Here is a 21,335-nt window from a genome sequence, read left to right on the forward strand (position 1 = left end):
TACAGGGAGGAACTGTGCATGAGTGAAATCATCAAAGCGTTTCTTGGAATTTATCTGATTGTCCTGTTTCTGACCGTATCCGTCAGTCTGCTGGGAGTTTCGGCCGAGCGGGCCGGGGCCAGCGAGGCGCTGCACACCTATGCGAGAGAGCTGCAGGAAGGCAATTACGCCCGGCCGGTTTTTCAGACATGCGGAAAACAGGCAGCGGAAAAGTGCTGGAAACTGACGGCTGATCTGGAGTATGACACGGGCACCGGGCAGCGTGTGGAGATTTCAAAAGAGGGGGAGCCAGACAGAATCCCTCCGACGGGTCAGGCGGCAGGAGAAATACGGAAGGCGCGTCTGTGCCTGGAATATCCGGTCAGGCTGCCGCTGTTTCGGATTTATGGGAGCGGAAAAGTGTTTTGTACGGCATAAAGCAGACCGGAAGAGTGTTCTGCACGGCATAAAGCCGGCCGGAATGAATTCCATGGCAGAACGAGGAGGGAAAAACAGTGAAAGAACTATTGGAGGAGTATGGCTTAAGCCTGGTTTATCTGTGTGCCGGAGGAGTTTTCGCGCGCGTGCTGCTGCAGGTTCTGAAGCAGGTATCCTAGGGAACACGGAAAGACGGAGGGGAGCGTTTGTATGAAACAGATATTCCGTACCTACGGCGCGGCGCTTCTGACGGGTGCGGCGGTTTTGCTGGCGCTGTCTCTGCTTCTGACAGGAAGCGGCGGACAGGGAACAGGATTTTTTTCTGCAGCCGGTGGACTGACAGCAGGAGCCTGGTCGGGAGAAACAGCCGGAAATCCGGAAAAAGGAGCAGAAAACAAGATGGATCCTTCCGCAGAAAAGAACCGTCTGCAGCTTACGCTGCAGCCGGGAGTGATTTCGGCCGGCCGGGAATACAAAGCGGAAGATCTTTTTGCGGCCTTCGATCCGCAGGGAAAGCCGGCGGAGGCAGAATTTTACGCAGCATCGGTACGGCCGGCATCCGGCTGCCGAATTTCACGGAATCCTGCGGCCGGCGGTCAGTCGTTTTATTTTTCCAAGGCTGGTATTTATGAGGCATCCATCTGCCTGACGGACCGCCGGGGTTCTGTGGTGCGGAGAAGCTTGCGTATCCCGGTCGACTGCGGAAACAGAAACAGGGAGTGATCAATGAAAACAGCAGTATTCGGGGCAGTGACAGTTCTGCTGGCGATTCTGAGCCTTGCGGTTCTTCTGACGGTCAGGGACAGGGAAATCCGCAGCAGTGAACTGCAGCAGGCGGTTACACTGGCAGTGCGGACAAGCCTGCGGGAACAGATGCTGTCCGGAACGGAGGAACCGGCCGGACAGTCTGAGAAACAGAGACAGATGACCGAACAGGTGCAGCAGAGAATTCTGGAGCAGATCGGGCGTCGGTCCGAAATCTGTATTGAAGTGCTGGAAGCGGATGCGGGGATGGGAATTCTGTCGGTAAGGGTTACGGAAACCTGGCCGGAGCTGAACGGCTCCACCGGCCGGCTGGTATGTGTGCGGACCGCTGTATGGGACAGAAACCGGTGAAACGGAACAGAAAGGGCAGGGATATGAAACGACAGGGAAAGAGACTTCTGGCAGGCATGCTGGCCGGAATGGCCGTATTCTGGTCCTGTCCGGCGGGACTGCTGGCAGATGCGGGGATGGGAAAAGGCGTATATAAAGTGGCGACGGCATCCGGACTGTACCGGGCGGTGCGGGATCCTTCCTGCAGAAAAATAGTGCTGGGAGGAAATATCGTTCTGAAAAACAGTCTGCAGGTGTCAGAAAATCTGACCATCTGTGCTTACAGCCGCCGGGAAATTGCGGCGCAGCAAGCGGTGGCAGAAGTGACGGACAATGGGAAACTGACGCTGGATGGCAGCGTTACCCTCCGGTCTGCCGATCCGAAGGCAAGGGTGCTGTCTGCTGCGGGGCGGCGCTCCGCTGTTGCGGTAAAAGGGAATACGGTGATCCGGGGCGGCGCTGTGGGTATTTACAGCCGGGGAAATGAAATAACGGTCAGCGGTGGAAAAATCACCGGAGCGGCAGAACACGGAATTTTGATGAACCGGGGTGTATTGAAGATGAGCGGCGGCGTCATCTGTGCCAATGGAACCCTGGGCAGCAGCCGGAACCGGGGAAGTTACGGCGGCGGGATTTTTCTGTATGATGGCGCCGTACTGCGGATGGATGGAGGGATACTGGCAGGCAATCGCGGATGCAGCGGCGCGGCGCTGTATATTGATGATAACTGCAGCGCGAAAATCACTGCGGGAAGAATCGGCGGGATCGACGGATACTACGGGGCGCCATCGCTGAACCGCCCTTCTGTGCCAGATGAATGGAAAGGAAATTACGCCAGGGAGTCCGCGCCCGGCGCGGCGGGCAGGAAATATGCCGGCGGAGAGGGCGGAGCAGTTTACAACCGGGGGCTTCTGGAGATTTCCGGCAGCAGACAGCGCCCGGTATCCATGGATTACAATATCGCGAAAGGACAGTCCGGCGGAGGCGCCATCGGCGCGGCGGGAGGCAGCGTATGCATCACCGGATACGTGCAGCTGAATCAAAACAGAACCTGGTCCTCGGACGCGAAAGAGGCGGCGCAGATGATGTATGGTTCCGACCGGAACGGAGAAGGCGGGGCCATTCGGATCGGATGGGTGGATTCGGTGGAATGTACGCAGCTGTTCCTTGGATGCAGCCGGAAGGGGCGGCCGGTGGAAAGCCATATTGCCATCTGTGGAAACAGGGCCAGCGGGGATGGAGGAGCCATCATGGTGTCCAACCATATGTTTGAGCTTTGCCGGGCAGTGGGCAGCCGCGGGGCAGACGGGAGCCCGCAGCGTTCGGAAATCCTGATTGCGGATAATTACAGCGCGGAAGACGGTGGAGGCGCCTTAAAGGCAACGGGAGGCAGTCTGTATCTCAGCGGCTGCACTTTTCGGAATAACAGGAGCCGTACCACAGGAGGGGCGGTAGCCAGCGCTTCCGGCCATACAGAAATCCATTACAATGTTTTCCTCGGAAACCGTTCGAAGGGAACCGGGAGCGGCATACAGCTGTATCACAGCAGCGGGGGAAGTACCGCTGCCGGCAGCATACGGGGAAATCTGTTTCAGAATAACCGGTCAGATTCCGGCGGAGTGCTGAGTATCAGCCGTCTGCGGAAAAGGAAAGTGACAGTCGCGGACAATCGTCTGCTGCGCTCCCGTCCGGCAGCCTGTCTGTATCGCGGCAGCCAGGTGACAGCCGGCGGGAATCAGATCATACAGACGGCAGGAGACGGCGTAAGAATCTCCGGAGGAGCGGTACATATGTCCGGGGAACAGATATCCGCCAGTGAAGGACATGGAATTTTCAGCAGCGGAACGCTGTATCTGCGGGATTCCCGGATTCGTGACAATCGGGCCGGATATGGAAGCGGCATTCTCCTGTCCGGCCAGGGGAAACTTTTTCTGCAGGGAGAACTGCAGATGCGGGAGACGGATGAGATTTACCTGAAAGAACAGACGGAAATCTGCGTGTGCGGCACGGTTCGGCTGCCGGACGCCGGTCAGCTTTCCATCGGACTTCCCGGAACACAGCGCCGGCCGGGCCGAGTGATGGTCAGAAATCAGAGCAGCCAGTCCGATGAGGCGCTGTTTGAACCGGCGGGAAGAACCAGCCTGTTCCGACTGTCATTTTCCCGCACGGTCAACGGCGCGTCGGCAGTGCTGCGCATGTCCGGAAGGGAACAGCAAAAAGCCGGTGCGGGGAGCCCTTCCCAAAATGGTACGCTGTATCTGAGTGAAGCCTATCCGATTCGCTATCACGGAAATCGGGGCAAAAGTTTTGGCAGTCTGTCATCCGATGATATTCGGGTACCGAAGACACAGATCAAATACTGGCAGGAGGATCTTAAGCTGTCTGTGCAGGAACCGGAGTTATCCGAACGCGCGCGCAGATACAATTACTTTTTCGGATGGATTCGGAAGTCAGACGGGAAAAAGCAGACAGGAACTGTTTTCACCGAAAATCATTCCGAAACGTTTCTGGCAGACTGGAAAGAAAATACTCCGCCTCAGGTGCAGCTGCCGGAACGGTATTTCAGTCTTCCGGCGATACAAAAGGGGAAAGTGACAGAAAAAGTACTGAAAGACGGACTGGATGCTTCAAAGATCCGGGATAAGGAAAGCGGCGTAACGGTGCGGTTCCCGGACTGGGATCCGCTGGAGGCGGCAGAGAACCGGGGAACAGGAAGTCACAGGATACAGGTGCTTGCCACGGATGAGCGGGGCAGAAGTACCTCTGCCTGGATGGTGCTGCATATTGTGGATCCAAGCCTGCCCCCGGGGGCAGAAGGCCGCCTGCGTATGATCAGTCCGGATTACAGCAGAAACAGCCGGGAAACGGGGGGATTTTCAGAACAATCGGTCTGGAGAACAGAAGAAGGACAGCAGCGGCTGGAGCAGCTGTGGGCGCGTCAGAACTCCGGAAAAGAATATAGAGCCAGAAGGTTTTCCTGGGAGGAGATTCTCCGGCTGAAAAAAATAAAACAATAAAATAAAACATGGATCAGGTAAAATGTCTGTTTCCTTCCGAACTGCGCGTGGTGAAGCGGAATATCTTATGTTATACTGTGTTTTATGAGCAGACGACGAAAACAGAAAAAAAATAAAAAACCGCTGATTCTCGCAGGCGCTGTGATCCTGGCGATTCTGATCCTTCTGGGATTGTTTCGCTGCGGCGCGGGAAGGATGGCGGGACGGAATGCTTCCTATACCGTGAAAGACGGGGTTCCGGATTTTATTACGGTGGATCTGCTGACGGTCAATCCCTATTCCAGGCCGGGCACTGCGTTAAAATCAGTAAACGGGGTTGTCATCCACTATACAGCCAACCAGGGATCTTCCGCCCAGGCCAACCGGGATTATTTTGAAGGCCTGAAGGATTCCCATGTGACAAAGGCCAGCGCACATTTTGTTGTGGGGCTGAAGGGAGAAGTGATTCAGTGCATTCCCACGGCAGAAATGGCTTACGCTTCCAACAGCCGCAATTCGGATACCGTGGCAATTGAGTGCTGTTACAGGAAAACGGACGGTTCCTTTGAATCAGCGACGTATGCCTCAGTGATCAAACTGACGGCATGGCTGTGTCTGAAATACAATCTGTCTGCGGAGGATGTCATCCGGCATTATGACGTGACAGGGAAAAACTGTCCGAAATATTATGTGGAGCATCCGGACAAATGGAAGACCTTCCGTAAGGATGTGAACGCCATGCTCAAAAAAATGAAGAAAAACAGTTAAGCAAGGAGAGACTGAATGGAAACAGGCAGGAAACAGGCGCTGCTGCAGGAATGTTATAACCGCCTGAAACGCAGAGAGGAAATCAGGGAAAATCTGATTTTGTTAAAAAAAGAACTGAAGGACCCCCAGGGGATGCTTCTCTGGAAACAGATCAGCGGGGGAGATGCTGACAGCATCATGCGCTGCCTGTCGGATCAGGATCCGAAGGTCAGAAAGAACGCGGCGCAGATCCTGGGGGCACTTCGTGTTGCGGATGCGGTGGATGTGCTTATGGATGCCTATGAAGCCGAAGACAGGAGATTTGTGCGCCCCGCATATCTGCAGGCGCTGCGCGGAATGGACTGTTCCGAATATTTGCCGGACCTGAAAAAGCGTCTGAAGGAACTGACGGAACAGCCGGCGGCGGCAGATGAAAAGAAACATCTGCGGGAGGAAATCCACGCCCTGGCCGAACTGCTTCAGTCACAGGAAGGAGCCGGACACAGGTTTCAGGGATACGGACAGACCCATCGGGTTTTTCTGAAAACAGAGCATCCCTTTGTCAAAGGGGTGGCGGATCGGATAACCGAAAAACATAAGGTTATGAAAAGCGGGGTACTGACTGAAACCGCGCAGCTGAAGGAACTGATGCAGATCCGGTCGGTTGACGAGTTTTTGTTCCTTCTGACTGCGCGGAAGCTCCCGGCGGATCTTTCAGATCTGGCGAAAGAGCTGATGGAGGAAGGCCTCGGCACATTTCTGGAAAAAAACCACAGCGGTACTGGCCCGTTCTGCTTCCGGATCGAGATGCTGGGGGTGGCGGATCCGGAAGAAAAGCGGCGTCTGGTCAAAGAAGCGGCGGAAAAGCTGGAAGAAGCCAGCCGGTTTTTCCTGATCAACTCACCTTCCGGCTATGAGGTGGAAATCCGGCTGATCCGGGGACAGGACAGACGCTGGGTATCTTTCCTGAAACTGTATACCCCGGAAGACAGCCGGTTCCGGTACCGGCGCGGCTGGGTGGCCGCCGGAATGCAGCCCCATGTGGCTGCCGGCCTGCTGGATTTGGCGCAGCCCTGGCTGAAGGAACACGCGCAGGTGCTGGATCCATTCTGCGGCGCGGGAATCTGGCTCATCGAACGCAACTACAGGAGTCCGTCCCGCAGTGCCTACGGCATTGATACATTCGGAGAGGCCATTGATAAGGCGCGGATCAACGCGGAGACCGCGCATATGCCGATTCATTTTGTGCACAGGGACTTCTTTGATTTCCGTCATGAGTATCTGTTTGATGAGATCCTGGCAGACATGCCGGAGATTGCGGGAGCTTCCCGGGAAACGCTGGATCAGTTTTATGAAAGATTCTTCCGGAAGGCCAAAACCCACCTGACAGAGAATGGAATTATCCTGTGTTATTCCAGGGAAATGGGACGGATCAAGAAACAGCTGCGGATACAGAAGGAATACCGACTGATTGCGGAATATGAGATCAATGCCAGAAGCGGCAGGTATTTTTTCGTGATCGGGAGAAGAAAAGGAAACGGCGGACAGCAGCAGGAGAGGCATTGACTATCCGATAACTGCATGATAATATGATTTCATCAATTTATCATGTCACCGATTTATCACAGCGCAGTGACGGTGATGACGGGAGGAAAGCTTATAATGAAAAAGAAGATTATCAGTGTCATGCTGACAGCAGCGATGGCGGTTGGTATGCTGACAGCCTGCGGCTCTTCATCCGACAAGGGAGGATCAGCAGGAAGCAGCGCATCGTCTGACAAGACATCAGTATCCGCACAGGAGGAGACGATGACCGCAGACCAGGCAAGAAAGCAGGAGTCCGGCAGGACCAAGCTGGTGCTGGGATTTGACGCGGAGTACCCGCCTTATGGATATATGGCGGACGACGGCAGCTATACCGGATTTGACATCGAGCTGGCCAAGGCAGTCTGCAAGCTGGAAGGCTGGAAGCTGGTGCCAACGCCGATCAACTGGGATTCCAAAGACCAGACACTGAATTCCGGGGAAATTGACTGCATCTGGAACGGATTTACCATCAACGGCAGAGAAAAGGATTATACCTGGTCAGAGCCCTATGTAAACAATACACAGGTGATTGTAGTAAGCGCGAAATCCGACATTTCCAAGCTCAGTGATCTTTCCGGCAAGACGGTGGGCGTACAGGCGGCTTCCGCAGCCCTGTCCGTTCTGGAAGATTCCCAGAAAAAACTGGCAGACAGCTTCGCAGCTTTGAATCAGTTCGCGGATTACAATGTAGCGTTTACAGAACTGCAGGGCGGTTCTTTGGATGCGCTGGCCATTGATGTGGGTGTGGCGCAGTACCAGATCAAAAAACGGGGCACAAGTGACTACAGGATCCTGGACGAAAAGCTGAATTCCGAACAGTACGGCGTCGGATTCAAAAAAGGCAATACCGCCCTGGCAGCAATCATCAACGATGATATGAACAAGCTGGCAGCAAATGGAACGGTCACCAAACTTGCCAAGAAATATGATATTGCGGATATGATCTGTCTGGATACCGGCAAGAGCAGCTCCTCGAAAAAGGACGCGAAATAATCCGGACGCAGATGGATCCGATAGCAGAGGACCAAAAGAATCAGGCTGTTGCGTATGCAGCAGCCTGATTTTATGGTAGTGACCGCCCAGGCGCGGCTTTTAGTAATTACCCGGAGGAAATAAGTTATGACAATGAGTTTTTCTGTGATGATGCAGCAGATGGGGCATGGAATGATCACATCCATCGGAATTTTTCTTTGGACCATCATCCTGTCCATGCCGTTCGGCCTGCTGATCTGTTTTGGGCGGATGTCCAAAAACCCGATTCTGCGCAATATAATCAAAATCTATATCTCCATCATGCGCGGCACGCCGCTGATGCTGCAGCTAATGGTATGGTATTTTGGCAGCTTTTATCTCTTCCAGGCAAGCCTCCCGCCGAAAATTCTTGCAATTATTGTGGGATTTGTGCTGAATTACGGCGCGTATTTCGCGGAGATCTATCGGTCCGGCATCGAATCCATTCCGCCGGGACAGTATGAAGCGGCGCGCATTATGGGATATACTTCCAGACAGACCTTTACGAAAATCATTTTTCCGCAGATGATGAAACGGGTGCTGCCGGCCATCACCAACGAGGTGATTACACTGGTAAAAGACACCTCCCTTGCCTTTGCCATTTCTTATATGGAGCTGTTCAGCGTAGCCAAGGCAATTTCCGCGGCGCAGACTTCCATGGTTCCTTTTGTTGTGGCGGCAGTATTCTATTATGTATTTAACTATGTGGTGGCATTCGTGATGGAATGCATCGAGAAGAAGATGAACTATTATCACTAAGGAGGAACAGGTTTTTATGAATATTCTTGAAATGAATCATATTAAAAAGAGCTTTGGTGATAATGAAGTGCTGAAGGATATCAGCATCCGGGTGAAGGAAGGGGAGATCCTTTCCATCATCGGCCCGTCCGGATCCGGCAAATCCACGCTCCTTCGCTGCGCGACACTTCTGGAAAAGATTGACGAAGGGGAGATCCTCTATCTGGGCGAGCGCAGTGTCTTCAAAGACGCTTCCGGCAGACTGGTGTGGCCGAACGGAGAACAGGAGAAACGGCTGCATTCCATTTACAGCCTGGTATTTCAGAATTTTAACCTGTTCCCCCATTTTTCCGTGCTGAAAAATGTCATGGACGCGCCGGTGAATGTGCAGAAGCGCAGCCGTGAGGAAGTCAGGAAAGAAGCCATGGAAATCCTGGCAAAAGTGGGCCTGGAAGACAAAGCGGATTCCTATCCCTGTGAACTGTCCGGCGGCCAGCAGCAGCGGGTGGCCATTGCCCGGGCGCTGGCGCTGAACCCGAAAATTATCTTTTTTGATGAACCGACGTCCGCGCTGGATCCGCAGCTGACCGGGGAAGTGCTGAAAGTTATCCGGCAGCTGGCGGAAATGCATATGACCATGGTGATTGTAACCCATGAAATGACCTTTGCCCGGGATATCTCCGATAAAATCGTATTTATGAAAAACGGGTATGTCGATGCTTACGGCACGCCGGAGGAAGTGTTTAATGCCGAAGGAAATATTCAGGAGTTTCTTGGCGCATACGGAGATGTGATGAATTAACAGCCGGTAACACGGGGAAAAGGAGGCGGCGTATGCCCGAATTTCAGGTAGAATTGAAAAAAACAGTGGACGATTCCTATACGATAGAAATCGGACAGCATCTGGCGCAGCAGCTGGCAGATGATCTCGCAGGGGGGCTGGCCGGAAGGGTCAGCAAATTCGCGATTATTACAGATTCTGAAGTGGAGCCCCTTTATGCCGCTCCGATTGCCGCAGAACTGACGAAACGGGGGATGAAAAACGATACGTTTGTCATTCCGGCGGGTGAGCAGAGCAAAACCAGGGAAATGAAGGCAGAGCTGGAAGATCAGATGCTTGCGGCGGGATACCGGAGAGACTGCTGTGTCATCGCGGCAGGCGGCGGAGTGGTTACCGATCTGGCCGGATTTCTGGCCGGAACCTATGGCAGAGGCGTGCCGTTTGTCAATTACGCCACGACGCTGCTGGCTGCGGCAGACGCATCGGTCGGCGGAAAGACGGCGGTTGATACCCCGCTGGCTACGAATCTCATCGGACTCTTTCATCAGCCCAAAAAGGTATATATTGACCTGGCAGCCTGGAGCACGCTGCCGAAGCGCCAGATCTGCAGCGGACTGGCCGAGACCATCAAGCATGCCTGTCTGGCAGACAGTGCATTTTTCGAATATCTGGAAGCCCATATGGAGGATCTGCTGCGGCTGGATCCGGACGCGTGCCTGCATATTGCGGAGGAAAACTGCAGAATCAAGTACCAGGTAGTGATGCAGGATGAGAAAGAGACCAGCGGCCTGCGGGAAGTGCTGAATCTCGGGCATACCGTGGGACGTGCCATTGAGACGGTCAGCGGATACCGCCTGCTGCACGGCGAAGCTGTGGCAATCGGCCTGGCGGCCCAGGCGCGTCTGGCGGCGGAACTGGGCTTTATGTCTGAAGCAGAGGAAGCCCGTGTGACGGAATTGCTTCGGCGGGCACAGCTGCCGGTGCAGATTCCGGAGTATATTGACCGGGAAACACTGGTGAAGAAATTATATACCGACAAAAAGGTAAGAGACGGCAGGATCCGCTTTGTGCTGGAAAAGGGAATCGGGTCTGTGATGCGTTTTGCGGATGGCAGCTATTCCCTTCCGGTCACGGAGGAACAGGCACGCCGCATTATCAATGAAATCTGAGACAGAGTGACACACAGCAGAGAAAACAGGCAGGCTCTGCCACTGCGCGGAACCGCCGCGTCAGTGCGGACGGAAAGAGGGATCAGAAATGGTTTATCGACAGATACCGTCAGAAGAAAATAACAGCTTGCGCTATCAGGTCTGGGACGGCCCGCGGGAAGCGGCTGCCTTTTCCTGCGTCCTGCATGAGGCGGGCGGATGTGATATTCAGGATCTGACCCTTCAGCCGGAATATGACACGTATGAAAATCTGGACCGGATTCTGGAGTTTATTCGCTATAAAGCCCTTGTCTGCGCAAAGGACGCGGTGTATGTCCGACTGGATGCCCGCAACTATACCCGTCTGGAACAGTTCAAAAAGTTCGGATTTTATCAGATTGATCAGTATATCACATATGGAAATTACGGACAGGAATCCTGCGTCTGTGTGCTGAAGTATCTGCTGCGGTAGCAGACCAGGTGCAAATCATCCGGCAGGTACAGAACAGGCACCACGGCAGCAAACCGGCCGGCAGGCACAGATCAGGCGCCACGGCAGCAAACCGGCTGGCAGGCACAGACCAGGCACCACGGCAGCAAACCGGCCGGCAGGCACAGACCAGGCACCACGGCAGCAAACCGGCCGGCAGGCACAGACCAGGCAGCCATGGCAGCAAATCAGACGGTAAGTCATAAGTACAGGAGACAGAAGCATGGGAAATTTAAGTCATCTGGAACCTTCAAAAGTATACGATTATTTTGAGCAGATCAGCCGGATTCCCCGCGGATCAGGCCATACCCGTCAGATCAGTGACTGGCTGGCAGCGTTTGCCCGGTCACATCATCTGTTCTGGCGCCAGGACGAAGCGGGAAATGTTCTGATCCGCAAACCGGCATCCGCCGGCAGAAAAGACCGTGACGAGCTGATTCTGCAGGGACATATGGACATGGTGGCAGTGCGGGAGCCGGGCTGCCCGACAGACCCGGAGAAGGATCCGCTGGTTCTGCGGGAGGACGGCATGTACCTCTGGGCAGAGGGCACGTCCCTGGGCGGTGATGACGGCATCGCTGTGGCCTATATCCTGGCGATCCTGGATGCGGAGGATCTGGAACACCCGCCGCTGACTGCGCTGTTTACCGTGGATGAGGAAGTGGGGATGCTTGGCGCGCAGGCTCTGGATCTGTCGGATGTTTCTGCCAGACAGATGATCAACCTGGATTCGGAAGAAGAAGGCACCCTGTTGACGGGATGCGCCGGAGGTGGTACGGTAGAGTGCAGATTTCCCGCCGCAAGGGAGTCTGTATCCGGCATGCAGGCGGAACTTGTGATTTCCGGCCTGACCGGCGGGCATTCCGGCGAGGAGATTCATACCGGAAGGGCCAATGCCATTGCCCTTCTGGGCAGATATTTTCTGGAATTTCCCGGGGAATTCCGCTGGCGGATCCTGACAGTATCCGGAGGCGAAAAAGACAATGCCATTGCGACGGACAGCCGCGTACAGCTGCTGTTTCCGGAAGCAGGCGAAGCGATACAAAAGCAGGTGGAAGCGTATACCGAATGGTTTCGCCGGACTATCGGTCAGGAGTACCATCAGACCGATCCGAACCTGAAGGTTTCTTTCTGCTGGTCGGGTGTGGAGCAGAAGCCCGCGCTGACCGCAGAAGCTTCCCGGGCGCTCTCCCTGGCGCTGATGCATCTGCCGTGCGGGGTGCAGCGGAGAATGCCGGGAATGGAGGAAATGATCGAAACGTCCCTGAATCCCGGAATTCTGGCACTGGATGCCGAAGGAAAGGATGGGACAGGGGAGTTTGTCATTACGTACTGTGTCCGCAGTGCCAGAGAATCCTGCAAACAGGCACTGATTGCAAGGATGCGGAGCCTGACAGAATGCCTGGGCGGACATTTGCGGATCAACGGGCTTTATCCGGCCTGGGAATACAGAGAGGAGTCCCCGCTGCGTGCCTGCATGACGGAGGCATATCAGGAGTACTACGGCAGGGAGCCGGTGACGAAGACCATTCATGCCGGCCTGGAATGCGGTATTTTTGCAGGAAAAATCGAGGGCCTGGACTGTGTTTCCATCGGTCCGGATATTCTGGATATTCATACCACAAGAGAACGGATGAGCATCGCCTCGGTGCGCAGGGTATGGGAATATCTGCTTCTGGTGCTGAAAAAACTGTAGATGGGAGCGTAGGTATGAGCAGCTCGGAAGAACTTCCGAATCCGGTCCGCGCACAGAAGGAACGCGAGAATGGTTCCGGCGGACAGAAAAAGTGTTTGAATGAATATGAAGACGACAGCTGCGCAGCCCGGTATGAACGCCGGGCTCGGGCTTACCGGCGTCAGTTTCATAGCCATCCGGAGACCGGATGGCTGTGCTTTTATGCCACAGCGGTCATTGCGGAACAGCTGAAAGCATGCGGATACAGGCTGCTGGTGGGAAGAGAACTGCTGGGAGATCTTTCGCTTGCGGATCCGCCTGCAGAAGAAGAGACAGACCGGGCGATCCGCAGGGCCCGCGACCGGATCAGTCACAGCGGCGGACAGGCCAGCATGGCGGCAGTGACTTACTGGCTGAACCGCATGCAGCGGCGGACCGGCGCGCTTGCCATACTGGAACCGGCTGCCGGCAGATGGGAGCATACGGTCATGTATCGCTTTGACATGGATGCGCTGCCCATTGAGGAAAGCGAAAAACCGGGGCATTTTCCCCGGGCGGAAGGCTTTGCCTCAGATCTGCGGGGAGTATCCCATGCCTGCGGCCACGACGGACATATGGCAGCGGGTCTGGTGTGCGCGGAACGAATTGCCCGGGAGAAGATTGCGGACCGATGCCGGACCAGGTTTCTGTTTTTGTTTCAGCCGGCGGAAGAAGGGGTGCGGGGAGCATCTGCTGTGGCGGAGCGCCTGCCGCTTCTGGTCGGAGGAAGGATTGACCGCTTTTTTGCCGGACACATCGGGTTTACCAGTCCGGACTGTTTTGTGGCAGGCGCCGGGGGATTCCTGGAAACCAGTAAGTTTGACGCGGTGTTTACGGGAAAAAGCGCCCATGCCGGCCGTAATCCGGAAGAAGGACGCAACGCGCTGCTGGCCGCGGCCCAGGCAGTGACGGCCATGTATCAGATAGAAAAACCGGACAGCGGAATCGGCCGGATTAACGTGGGCGTGATGCATGCCGGAGAAGCCAGAAACGCCATTGCGGCCCATGCCAGAATTATGGTGGAAACCAGGGGTTCCGGCAGTGCCGAGAACAAATACATGAAAAAACAGGGAATATCATGTATAATGAACGCAGCCAGAGAGAACGGAGTATCGGCAGAGATCCTTCCGATGGGAGAGTCCGTGTGCGCGGACAGTTCTCCGGATCTGGCAGAAAAAGTCCTGACCATGCCATCGGTCAGAAACCTGTATTCCGAATGCAGGGCCAGCCAGGCATTCGGGGCAAGCGAAGACGCGGCTGTGCTGATGAACTATGTGCAGCGCCGGGGCGGCGCGGCCGTATATATGCTGTTCGGCACGGCACTTGCGGCAGACAACCATCAGCCGGATTTTGATTTTGACGAGTCGGTTCTCGGGCGGATGCTCAGAATATTTTACGAATCCGCCCTGCTGGAATGGAATTGAGGTAATACAGCAGTGAAAAGAAAGAATCACATACACGGAACATTTGGAACAGCCAGACGCCTGCTGGCCTGCGCGGTCAGCGCGGGAATGATCGGTACACTGACGCCGGCGGCGGTCTTGGCAGCAGAGCCCGCAGCTTCCGCGGATGGGAAGGCAGTGACAGTGGCATATTCCCCGAAAAAGGCGGCGGATGTCCTTGCGGCAAATTCTGAGACGGAGTCCCGGGAGATCCATGATACAATAAAGATCGATACGGAGACGGGCACCGTCACGGAAAACGGAACCAAAACAGATCTTAAGGAAGCGCTGGATGTGTCAGCCAGGACAGAACAGAAGCTGACAGACGGAACGAAAACCCAGAATACAGAAAAAATCACCGATTATCTGAACGGGCAGGGCATCTATCAGGTCAGACAGACCGCTGCCGGAACCCTTCAGGTGGACGCGCCCTATCAGATGCAGCGGATCATTGTGTCCCTGCGCCGGCCGCTGAAAGACAGCTTCGGCGCGTCCCATGTGATGTATTATCAGACTGCCGGACAGTATGTGCTGTCTTACAGCAGCGAACAGGCGACCCGGACAGCGTTTGAAAAACTGGCAAAACAGTACGGTTCGAACCATGTGATGCTGGATACCGCGGTGCGTCTCAGTGAAAACAGACAGGCCGGCAGCAGCGCCGGGGCGGCAAAGGCAGCTGCGGTTCATACAGCCGCTTCTTCCCAGTCCTCGCCCCAGCTGCTGAAGGGGGACTATGTATCCTGGGCGACGCACCAGTCTGGCCTGGATACCCTGAAGGAATACGCGAATGCCAACAAAAAGCTGGGCAAAGTCAAGGTGGCCATAATCGATACCGGGATTATCAAACAGCATGAGCTGTTTGAGGGAAGGACGATTTCCAGACAGAGCACAGCGATGGTAATGGACCAGGATGATGTCTCCGGCCTGAAATACTCCTATCAGGATGTGGATCAGGTCAGCGGCCATGGCACCCATGTGGCAGGCATCCTTGCGGATGCCACCTCTGATCAGGTGCAGCTGCTGATTATCCGGGCGTTTACGGCAGATGCCACCGGAGAGCCATACGCCAGCCTTTACGATCTGGCCATGTCCGTGGAATATGCCAAGGAGAGCGGCGCTTCCGTAGTCAATATCAGCGCCGGCATCAACCATATCCCGGGCAGACGCCGGGATTATGCCTCCAAAGCCCTCTATGAGGCCCAGAAAGAGATGTATCGCTACATGGAGTCCGTGTTGAAAAGCGCGTACCGGGACGGCGTGGTTGTCTGCTGTGCTTCCGGCAACCGGGAAAACGCGTCAGATTCCCTGCTTATTTCCAAACAGCAGAGCTATCCGGCCTACAGTCCTTATGTGCTGGCAGTCGGAGCCATTACGAAAAAAAGAAAACGGGCGAACTTTTCCTATTACGGAAAAGAACTGGATTTTGTGGCAGGCGGATACAACATTCTGAGTGCCTCCCGCTTTGCGGAAGACGAGTATGTGTACAACAGCGGAACTTCCATGGCCGTGCCGATTGTATCTGCGGCGGCAGCCATGGTGCGCCTGTACCATCCGGGGTATTCCAGAGGATCTGTGGTCAAAGTCCTGCGCCAGCATGCTTATTACGGCAAGAATGGCGGCCGGACCGTGAAGCAGGGATATGGCTACATAAAAATCAGTAATCCGTCCCAGGCCAGCTTGAAGAAAAAACAGTTGATCAGCGGAGTAAAGAAAAGCTACAAACTGGTCAGCAAAGGGAAAACCGTCAGACTGAAGGCAAAGAGCAGCAGCGGACAGAAGGTTTCCTACCATACCGGTAATGCGTCGGTGGCGTCGGTTTCTTCCAAAGGCACGGTCAAACCGCGGAAAAAGGGAAAAACCACCATTACCATCAAAGTACCGAACAATTCCCGGTATGATTACGCAGTAAAAAAAGTAACCGTCACCGTACGGGCTAAAAAATAAATCCGGGCACCGGCGGTGGGCGGCCCGCCCGTTTCCGGCGGCCGGAAAGCCTTCGGTTTCCAACGGTTGATTTCTGCGTTCAGCTGTGGTAGAATAGCACTTGTTTTATGCGGATCAATATCCGTGAAGGCATTTTGACAGAGACAGACCGGGAGTTCCGGCCGGACAGGATAGAAGAGAGCCAGGCGCGCGGCCGGCAGCTCGGAGATCTGGAGGTATCCGATGAGTTTAGCAACCATTAAGATTATTGTTGAGATTGCATTTATCGCGATCTGTGTGATTATGAATATTATTGTCCTGATGCAGGAAGGCAAGTCCGCGGGACTTGGGTCTATCGGCGGCATGGCGTCCAACATGGATTCCTACTGGAGCAAGAACAAGGGCCGTTCTATGGAAGGACGCCTGGTAAAAGCGACCAGAATACTGACTGCCGTATTCCTTGCGGCGGCCGCTGTTCTCAATATCGGAAGCTTTTCATAAGACCAAAGGATCGATCGGGACTGTCGGAAGATGGTTCCGATTTTTTTCGTGATAGTGGAAAACCGTGCCTGTGAGCGTTCCGGTGAGACGGCAGGTACGGAAGCAGGAAACAGCCAGGACAGAAAGGCGGATGAAATGAAAAAAAAGAAACCACAGGTACTGGTCGGTGAATATACTGCGCATCCGCGGGGATTCGGATTCGTATCGGCAGAAGGGGAATCAGAGGATATTTTTATCCCGCCGGGGAAAAATAACGGCGCGCTCCATCAGGATACGGTGGAGATCGAGGTCTGTCCTTCTTCCGGAAAGCGGAAAGAAGGGCGTGTACGCGCCATTCTGGAACACGGGCTGGAAAACGTAGTAGGTACGTATCAGCAAAGCAGAAACTATGGCTTTGTCCTTCCGGACAATCCGCGGATCCATACGGATATTTTTGTGGCAAAAGAGCGCAGCCTGGATGCCAGGGACGGACAGAAGGTAGTGGTGGAACTGACCGATTTCCATGAGCCGGGAAAAAATCCGGAAGGCGCGGTGACCAAAGTCCTGGGCTTCCCGGAGGAACCGGGGGTGGATATTGAGAGTATCATCCGGGAGTACGATGTGCCGGATGCCTTCTCCCGCAAAATCCTGAATCAGGCGGACCGGGTGGCCAAGCCGGTTTCCGAAGCGGACCGGGCCGGACGCAGTGATTTCCGAAGCTGGCAGACGGTGACGATTGACGGCGAAGATGCCAAAGATCTGGATGACGCCATTACGCTGACAAAAGAAGGGGGCATCTATACCCTGGGAGTGCATATCGCCGATGTGACCAATTATGTCCAGGAGAACAGCGCGCTGGACCGGGAAGCCCTGAAACGGGGCACCAGCATCTATCTGGTGGACCGGGTGATTCCCATGCTTCCGCAGGCGCTGTCCAACGGCATGTGTTCGCTGAACCAGGGCGAGGACCGTCTGGCGCTGAGCTGTGTCATGCAGATCGATGAATCGGGAAAAATGCTGAGCCATCAGATTGTGGAAAGTGTGATCCGGGTGGACCGCAGAATGAGCTATACGGCCGTAAATCAGATCATTACGGAGCAGGATCCGGCGGTACAGGCGGAATACGCGGAGCTGGTGCCCATGTTTTTCCGCATGAAGGAACTGTCTGCCATTATCCGCAGACACCGGGCAGAACGGGGATCCATTGATTTTGACTTTCCGGAAACCAAGGTGGTGCTGGATGACCGGGGCGTTCCGGTGGACATTCATCCCTATGAACGCAACGCGGCGACGAAGCTGATTGAAGACTTTATGCTGGCCGCCAACGAAACCGTTGCCGAGCATTTTTTCTGGCAGCAGCTTCCTTTTGTCTATCGGACCCATGAGGCGCCGGAGGCAGACCGGATCCGGGCGCTGAGTATTTTTATCGCCAATTTCGGCCTCCATATTCACGGGGCGGTGGGGCACAAGGTGCATCCGAAGGAAATCCAGAAACTGCTGGCAGAAATTGACGGGGAGCCGGAAGAACCGCTGATCGCGCGGCTGACCCTGCGGGCAATGCAGCAGGCGAAGTATACGACCGTCTGCACCGGACACTTCGGCCTGGCAGCCAGATATTACTGCCACTTTACCTCGCCGATCCGCAGGTATCCGGATCTGCAGATCCACAGGATCATCAAGGAAAATATCCGCGGACGCTTGAAAGAGAACCGGATTGAGCATTATAATAAGATTTTACCGGGAGTTGCCGAGCAGAGCAGCCGTCTGGAACGGCGCGCGGAAGAGATGGAGCGGGAAACCATACGTCTGAAGAAGACCGAGTATATGGAAAATCATCTGGGTGAATGCTTCGACGGCGTGATTTCCGGCGTGACGGCATACGGGTTTTATGTGGAGCTTCCCAATACTGTGGAAGGCCTGGTGCATATCAGCACACTGCATCAGGATTATTTCACCTTCTGTGAAGACACCTGGGAACTGGTGGGTGAGCATACGGGCATTGTCTATCGTCTGGGAATGCCGGTGCGGATACAGGTGGCACACACAGACCGGCTGATGCGGACGATCGATTTTGTACTGGCTCCGGAGGAGCAGGAGGAGCAGAACCATGAGCAAAGAATCAGTTCGACTGATCGCGAATAATAAAAAAGCATATCACGACTATTTTATTGACGACAAATACGAGGCAGGCATTGAACTGCACGGAACGGAAGTCAAGTCACTGCGTATGGGAAAGTGCAGCATCAAGGAAGCCTTTGTCCGGATCGAAGACGGGGAAGTGATCATCTACGGGATGCATATCAGCCCCTACGAAAAGGGAAATATCTTCAATAAAGATCCCATGCGGCCGAAGCGGCTTCTGCTGCATAAGTATGAGATCCGCAAGCTGGCAGGCAAGATTCAGCAGAAGGGGTATACCCTGGTGCCGCTGCGGGTGTATTTAAAGGGCAGTCTGATGAAAGTGGAAATCGGACTGGCCAGAGGAAAGAAACTGTATGACAAACGCGCGGATATCGCGAAAAAAGACCAGAAGCGGGAAGCCCAGCGAGAATTTAAAATCCGCAATCTGTAATGGAACAGGCCGCGGAGAAAGGAAGCCCAGATATGAGTAAACTGTCACATTTAGACGAACTGGAGGCAGAAGCCATCTACATCATCCGCGAAGTGGCGGCGGAGTGTGAGAAGCCGGTGATGCTGTATTCCATCGGCAAGGATTCATCGGTGATGCTGCATCTGGCGATGAAGGCTTTTTATCCGGCGAAACCGCCGTTTCCCTTCCTGCATGTAAATACCACATGGAAATTTAAGGAAATGATCGAATTCCGGGACAAAACCGCGAAAGAGCTGGGCATCGAAATGCTGGAATACATCAACGAAGAAGGGGTAAAACAGGGAATCAATCCCTTCGACCACGGGGCGGCCTATACGGATATCATGAAGACCCAGGCCCTGAAACAGGCCCTGAAAAAATACGGATTCACCGCGGCCTTCGGCGGCGGACGCCGGGACGAGGAGAAGAGCCGTGCCAAGGAACGGATTTTCTCCTTCCGGAACGCGGAACAGGCCTGGGACCCGAAAAACCAGCGTCCGGAGATGTGGAAGCTGTACAACACAGAGATCAACAAAGGCGAGTCCATCCGTGTCTTCCCGATTTCCAACTGGACGGAAACGGATATCTGGCAGTACATCAAACGGGAAAACATCCCCATCGTACCGCTGTATTTCGCGGCGGAGCGACCGGTGGTGGAGCGGGACGGCCAGCTGATCATGGTGGATGATGACCGGATGCGCTTAAAACCGGGAGAAAAGCCGGAAATGAAGATGGTGCGGTTCCGTACCCTGGGCTGTTATCCGCTGTCCGGCGGCATCGAGTCCCAGGCCACAACCATTGACGAAGTCATCGAAGAGACACTGTCCGCAGTGGAATCCGAGCGTACCAGCCGTGTCATCGACCGGGACGGCGGAGCGGCAAGTATGGAAAAACGCAAAAGAGAGGGATATTTTTAAAATATGTTAAACCAGTTCTCAAGAACACAGCTTTTGGTAGGAAAAGAGGCCATGGACCGGCTGAAAGAGGCCCGGGTGGCGGTATTCGGAATCGGCGGCGTAGGCGGGTATACCGTGGAAGCCCTGGTGCGCAGCGGTGTGGGGGCCATTGACCTGATTGATGATGACAAGGTGTGCCTGACCAATCTGAACCGTCAGATCATAGCGACCCGGAAGACCATCGGAAGTTACAAGGTGGATGTAGAGGAAGAACGGATCCACGCCATCAATCCGGACTGCGCGGTACGCACCTACAAGACGTTTTATCTGCCGGAAACCGCGGATCAGTTTGATTTTCATGAGTACGACTATGTGGTGGACGCCATTGATACGGTAACCGGCAAACTGCAGCTGATCCAGGCGGCCTATGATGCGGGGACTCCTGTCATCAGTGCCATGGGCGCCGGAAACAAACTGGATCCCACCGCCTTTGAAGTGGCGGATATCTACGAAACATCCGTCTGCCCGCTGGCCCGGGTAATGCGGCGGGAACTGCGCAAACGGGGCATCCCGCATCTGAAAGTGGTTTATTCCAAAGAAAAAGCCACCCGCCCCATTGCGGATGATTCCATCAGCTGCAGAACCCACTGTGTCTGCCCGCCGGGGACGAAACGCACCTGCGCGGAACGGCGGGATGTGCCGGGCAGCGTGGCATTTGTGCCGGCGGTGGCGGGACTGATTATCGGCGGAGAAGTCGTGAAAGACCTGATGGGGGCATCTGCCCTGAAAAATACGGAAAAGTATTGACGCCGGGGAACAGACTGCTATAATAATAGCGACACAGAGATCGGGGATGTAAAGGTTTCGACGGGGTCTCTGAAGCTGGAGAAGCGAGCCGCACGGGATGCGTCAAATTCCACCCTAAATTTAAACGCTAAAGAAGATAATTTCGAATTAGCAATGGCTGCCTAATCGCAGCTGCTTGTCTGCCGGCCTGCACCCATACGGGCTGACCAGGCATCAAACCATGTGGGAAACGACTTATACAAAGCTTTGCGTATAAGGGCGTAACATGAAGCTACTGAAGTCAGTAACCTGTCACCGGGTGCCTGATGGAGGGAATGTCAGAACAGTGACTACGCTCGTAGAAGAACAGCGGATCAGATTTCGGACACGGGTTCGACTCCCGTCATCTCCATGGAAAGTTCCCGCAATGATAGGGGAATGCATTATGGGGTTATCGGATAATACCGATTTCAGCCCCTTATCACTGAAACAGA

General features: G+C 54.6%; 19 protein-coding genes and 1 other RNA gene. All 20 read left to right on the top strand.

The features are described 5' to 3' along the window. Positions 1-18 precede the first annotated feature (18 nt). The 20 genes from CXIVA_RS08830 (at position 19) to ssrA (ending at position 21,256) form a co-directional block, all read left to right on the top strand. Positions 19-417 (top strand): hypothetical protein, encoded by a 399-nt coding sequence (locus tag CXIVA_RS08830; protein WP_013977675.1) that lies wholly within the window; start codon positions 19-21, stop codon positions 415-417. Positions 418-627: 210 nt separating this feature from the next. Further along, the gene (locus CXIVA_RS08835; RefSeq protein WP_013977676.1) at positions 628-1,140 is read left to right on the top strand and encodes a hypothetical protein; all 513 of its coding nucleotides are present in this window, start codon (positions 628-630) and stop codon (positions 1,138-1,140) included. A gap of 3 nt (positions 1,141-1,143) precedes the next feature. Next, a complete protein-coding gene (locus CXIVA_RS08840) occupies positions 1,144-1,533 on the top strand; it encodes a hypothetical protein (RefSeq protein WP_013977677.1) in 390 nt (129 codons plus the stop codon). Between the two features lie 23 nt (positions 1,534-1,556). Next, positions 1,557-4,529 carry a right-handed parallel beta-helix repeat-containing protein gene (locus tag CXIVA_RS08845; protein WP_013977678.1) on the top strand — a complete coding sequence of 991 codons (2,973 nt, stop codon included), beginning with the start codon at positions 1,557-1,559 and terminating at the stop codon, positions 4,527-4,529. Between the two features lie 84 nt (positions 4,530-4,613). Continuing rightward, a complete protein-coding gene (locus tag CXIVA_RS08850; RefSeq protein ID WP_013977679.1) occupies positions 4,614-5,276 on the top strand; it encodes a peptidoglycan recognition family protein in 663 nt (220 codons plus the stop codon). Positions 5,277-5,291: 15 nt separating this feature from the next. Next, the gene (locus CXIVA_RS08855) at positions 5,292-6,821 is read left to right on the top strand and encodes a HEAT repeat domain-containing protein (protein WP_013977680.1); all 1,530 of its coding nucleotides are present in this window, start codon (positions 5,292-5,294) and stop codon (positions 6,819-6,821) included. Between the two features lie 96 nt (positions 6,822-6,917). Next, positions 6,918-7,835, top strand: a complete 918-nt coding sequence (locus CXIVA_RS08860; protein WP_013977681.1) for a transporter substrate-binding domain-containing protein — start codon at positions 6,918-6,920, stop codon at positions 7,833-7,835. Between the two features lie 132 nt (positions 7,836-7,967). Next, positions 7,968-8,612, top strand: coding sequence for an amino acid ABC transporter permease (locus tag CXIVA_RS08865; RefSeq protein WP_041728859.1), 645 nt, complete (start codon positions 7,968-7,970; stop codon positions 8,610-8,612). 16 nt (positions 8,613-8,628) lie between these two features. Continuing rightward, positions 8,629-9,393, top strand: a complete 765-nt coding sequence (locus CXIVA_RS08870; protein WP_013977683.1) for an amino acid ABC transporter ATP-binding protein — start codon at positions 8,629-8,631, stop codon at positions 9,391-9,393. A 32-nt stretch (positions 9,394-9,425) separates the two neighbouring features. After that, a complete protein-coding gene (gene aroB, locus CXIVA_RS08875; RefSeq protein ID WP_013977684.1) occupies positions 9,426-10,541 on the top strand; it encodes a 3-dehydroquinate synthase in 1,116 nt (371 codons plus the stop codon). Positions 10,542-10,629: 88 nt separating this feature from the next. Continuing rightward, complete coding sequence (locus CXIVA_RS08880) at positions 10,630-10,992, top strand: hypothetical protein (RefSeq protein WP_013977685.1); 363 nt, start codon at positions 10,630-10,632, stop codon at positions 10,990-10,992. 241 nt (positions 10,993-11,233) lie between these two features. Further along, positions 11,234-12,706, top strand: coding sequence for a beta-Ala-His dipeptidase (gene pepD / locus CXIVA_RS08890; RefSeq protein WP_013977687.1), 1,473 nt, complete (start codon positions 11,234-11,236; stop codon positions 12,704-12,706). A 14-nt stretch (positions 12,707-12,720) separates the two neighbouring features. Further along, positions 12,721-14,148 carry an amidohydrolase gene (locus CXIVA_RS08895; protein WP_013977688.1) on the top strand — a complete coding sequence of 476 codons (1,428 nt, stop codon included), beginning with the start codon at positions 12,721-12,723 and terminating at the stop codon, positions 14,146-14,148. A gap of 12 nt (positions 14,149-14,160) precedes the next feature. Beyond that, the gene (locus CXIVA_RS08900) at positions 14,161-16,110 is read left to right on the top strand and encodes a S8 family serine peptidase (protein WP_013977689.1); all 1,950 of its coding nucleotides are present in this window, start codon (positions 14,161-14,163) and stop codon (positions 16,108-16,110) included. Positions 16,111-16,332: 222 nt separating this feature from the next. Further along, positions 16,333-16,590 carry a preprotein translocase subunit SecG gene (gene secG / locus CXIVA_RS08905; RefSeq protein WP_013977691.1) on the top strand — a complete coding sequence of 86 codons (258 nt, stop codon included), beginning with the start codon at positions 16,333-16,335 and terminating at the stop codon, positions 16,588-16,590. A gap of 30 nt (positions 16,591-16,620) precedes the next feature. Beyond that, positions 16,621-18,711 carry a ribonuclease R gene (rnr, locus tag CXIVA_RS08910; protein ID WP_013977692.1) on the top strand — a complete coding sequence of 697 codons (2,091 nt, stop codon included), beginning with the start codon at positions 16,621-16,623 and terminating at the stop codon, positions 18,709-18,711. After that, positions 18,677-19,141 carry an SsrA-binding protein SmpB gene (smpB, locus tag CXIVA_RS08915; protein ID WP_013977693.1) on the top strand — a complete coding sequence of 155 codons (465 nt, stop codon included), beginning with the start codon at positions 18,677-18,679 and terminating at the stop codon, positions 19,139-19,141. The genes rnr and smpB overlap by 35 nt, the downstream gene beginning before the upstream one ends. Beyond that, positions 19,141-20,076: a sulfate adenylyltransferase subunit CysD gene (gene cysD, locus CXIVA_RS08920; protein WP_347475623.1), complete on the top strand. Its 936-nt coding sequence runs from the start codon at positions 19,141-19,143 to the stop codon at positions 20,074-20,076. The genes smpB and cysD overlap by 1 nt, the downstream gene beginning before the upstream one ends. A gap of 3 nt (positions 20,077-20,079) precedes the next feature. Next, positions 20,080-20,862 carry a tRNA threonylcarbamoyladenosine dehydratase gene (locus CXIVA_RS08925; protein ID WP_013977695.1) on the top strand — a complete coding sequence of 261 codons (783 nt, stop codon included), beginning with the start codon at positions 20,080-20,082 and terminating at the stop codon, positions 20,860-20,862. Positions 20,863-20,904: 42 nt separating this feature from the next. Continuing rightward, positions 20,905-21,256: a transfer-messenger RNA gene (gene ssrA / locus CXIVA_RS13665) on the top strand. Positions 21,257-21,335 lie beyond the last annotated feature (79 nt).

The sequence above is a fragment of the Clostridium sp. SY8519 genome (assembly GCF_000270305.1).
In the GTDB taxonomy this organism is placed as follows: Bacteria; Bacillota; Clostridia; order Lachnospirales; family Lachnospiraceae; genus SY8519.

What these genes read in the sequence shown, in the direction of transcription:
- CXIVA_RS08870 (WP_013977683.1), top strand. Translation starts at nt 8,629, where the DNA reads ATGAATATTCTTGAAATGAATCATATTAAAAAGAGCTTTGGTGATAAT.
- CXIVA_RS08860 (WP_013977681.1), top strand. Translation starts at nt 6,918, where the DNA reads ATGAAAAAGAAGATTATCAGTGTCATGCTGACAGCAGCGATGGCGGTT.
- CXIVA_RS08865 (WP_041728859.1), top strand. Translation starts at nt 7,968, where the DNA reads ATGAGTTTTTCTGTGATGATGCAGCAGATGGGGCATGGAATGATCACA.
- aroB (WP_013977684.1), top strand. Translation starts at nt 9,426, where the DNA reads ATGCCCGAATTTCAGGTAGAATTGAAAAAAACAGTGGACGATTCCTAT.
- CXIVA_RS08895 (WP_013977688.1), top strand. Translation starts at nt 12,721, where the DNA reads ATGAGCAGCTCGGAAGAACTTCCGAATCCGGTCCGCGCACAGAAGGAA.
- CXIVA_RS08845 (WP_013977678.1), top strand. Translation starts at nt 1,557, where the DNA reads ATGAAACGACAGGGAAAGAGACTTCTGGCAGGCATGCTGGCCGGAATG.
- smpB (WP_013977693.1), top strand. Translation starts at nt 18,677, where the DNA reads ATGAGCAAAGAATCAGTTCGACTGATCGCGAATAATAAAAAAGCATAT.
- CXIVA_RS08880 (WP_013977685.1), top strand. Translation starts at nt 10,630, where the DNA reads ATGGTTTATCGACAGATACCGTCAGAAGAAAATAACAGCTTGCGCTAT.
- CXIVA_RS08925 (WP_013977695.1), top strand. Translation starts at nt 20,080, where the DNA reads ATGTTAAACCAGTTCTCAAGAACACAGCTTTTGGTAGGAAAAGAGGCC.
- CXIVA_RS08850 (WP_013977679.1), top strand. Translation starts at nt 4,614, where the DNA reads ATGAGCAGACGACGAAAACAGAAAAAAAATAAAAAACCGCTGATTCTC.
- CXIVA_RS08835 (WP_013977676.1), top strand. Translation starts at nt 628, where the DNA reads ATGAAACAGATATTCCGTACCTACGGCGCGGCGCTTCTGACGGGTGCG.
- rnr (WP_013977692.1), top strand. Translation starts at nt 16,621, where the DNA reads ATGGTTCCGATTTTTTTCGTGATAGTGGAAAACCGTGCCTGTGAGCGT.
- pepD (WP_013977687.1), top strand. Translation starts at nt 11,234, where the DNA reads ATGGGAAATTTAAGTCATCTGGAACCTTCAAAAGTATACGATTATTTT.
- secG (WP_013977691.1), top strand. Translation starts at nt 16,333, where the DNA reads ATGAGTTTAGCAACCATTAAGATTATTGTTGAGATTGCATTTATCGCG.
- cysD (WP_347475623.1), top strand. Translation starts at nt 19,141, where the DNA reads ATGGAACAGGCCGCGGAGAAAGGAAGCCCAGATATGAGTAAACTGTCA.
- CXIVA_RS08830 (WP_013977675.1), top strand. Translation starts at nt 19, where the DNA reads ATGAGTGAAATCATCAAAGCGTTTCTTGGAATTTATCTGATTGTCCTG.
- CXIVA_RS08855 (WP_013977680.1), top strand. Translation starts at nt 5,292, where the DNA reads ATGGAAACAGGCAGGAAACAGGCGCTGCTGCAGGAATGTTATAACCGC.
- CXIVA_RS08840 (WP_013977677.1), top strand. Translation starts at nt 1,144, where the DNA reads ATGAAAACAGCAGTATTCGGGGCAGTGACAGTTCTGCTGGCGATTCTG.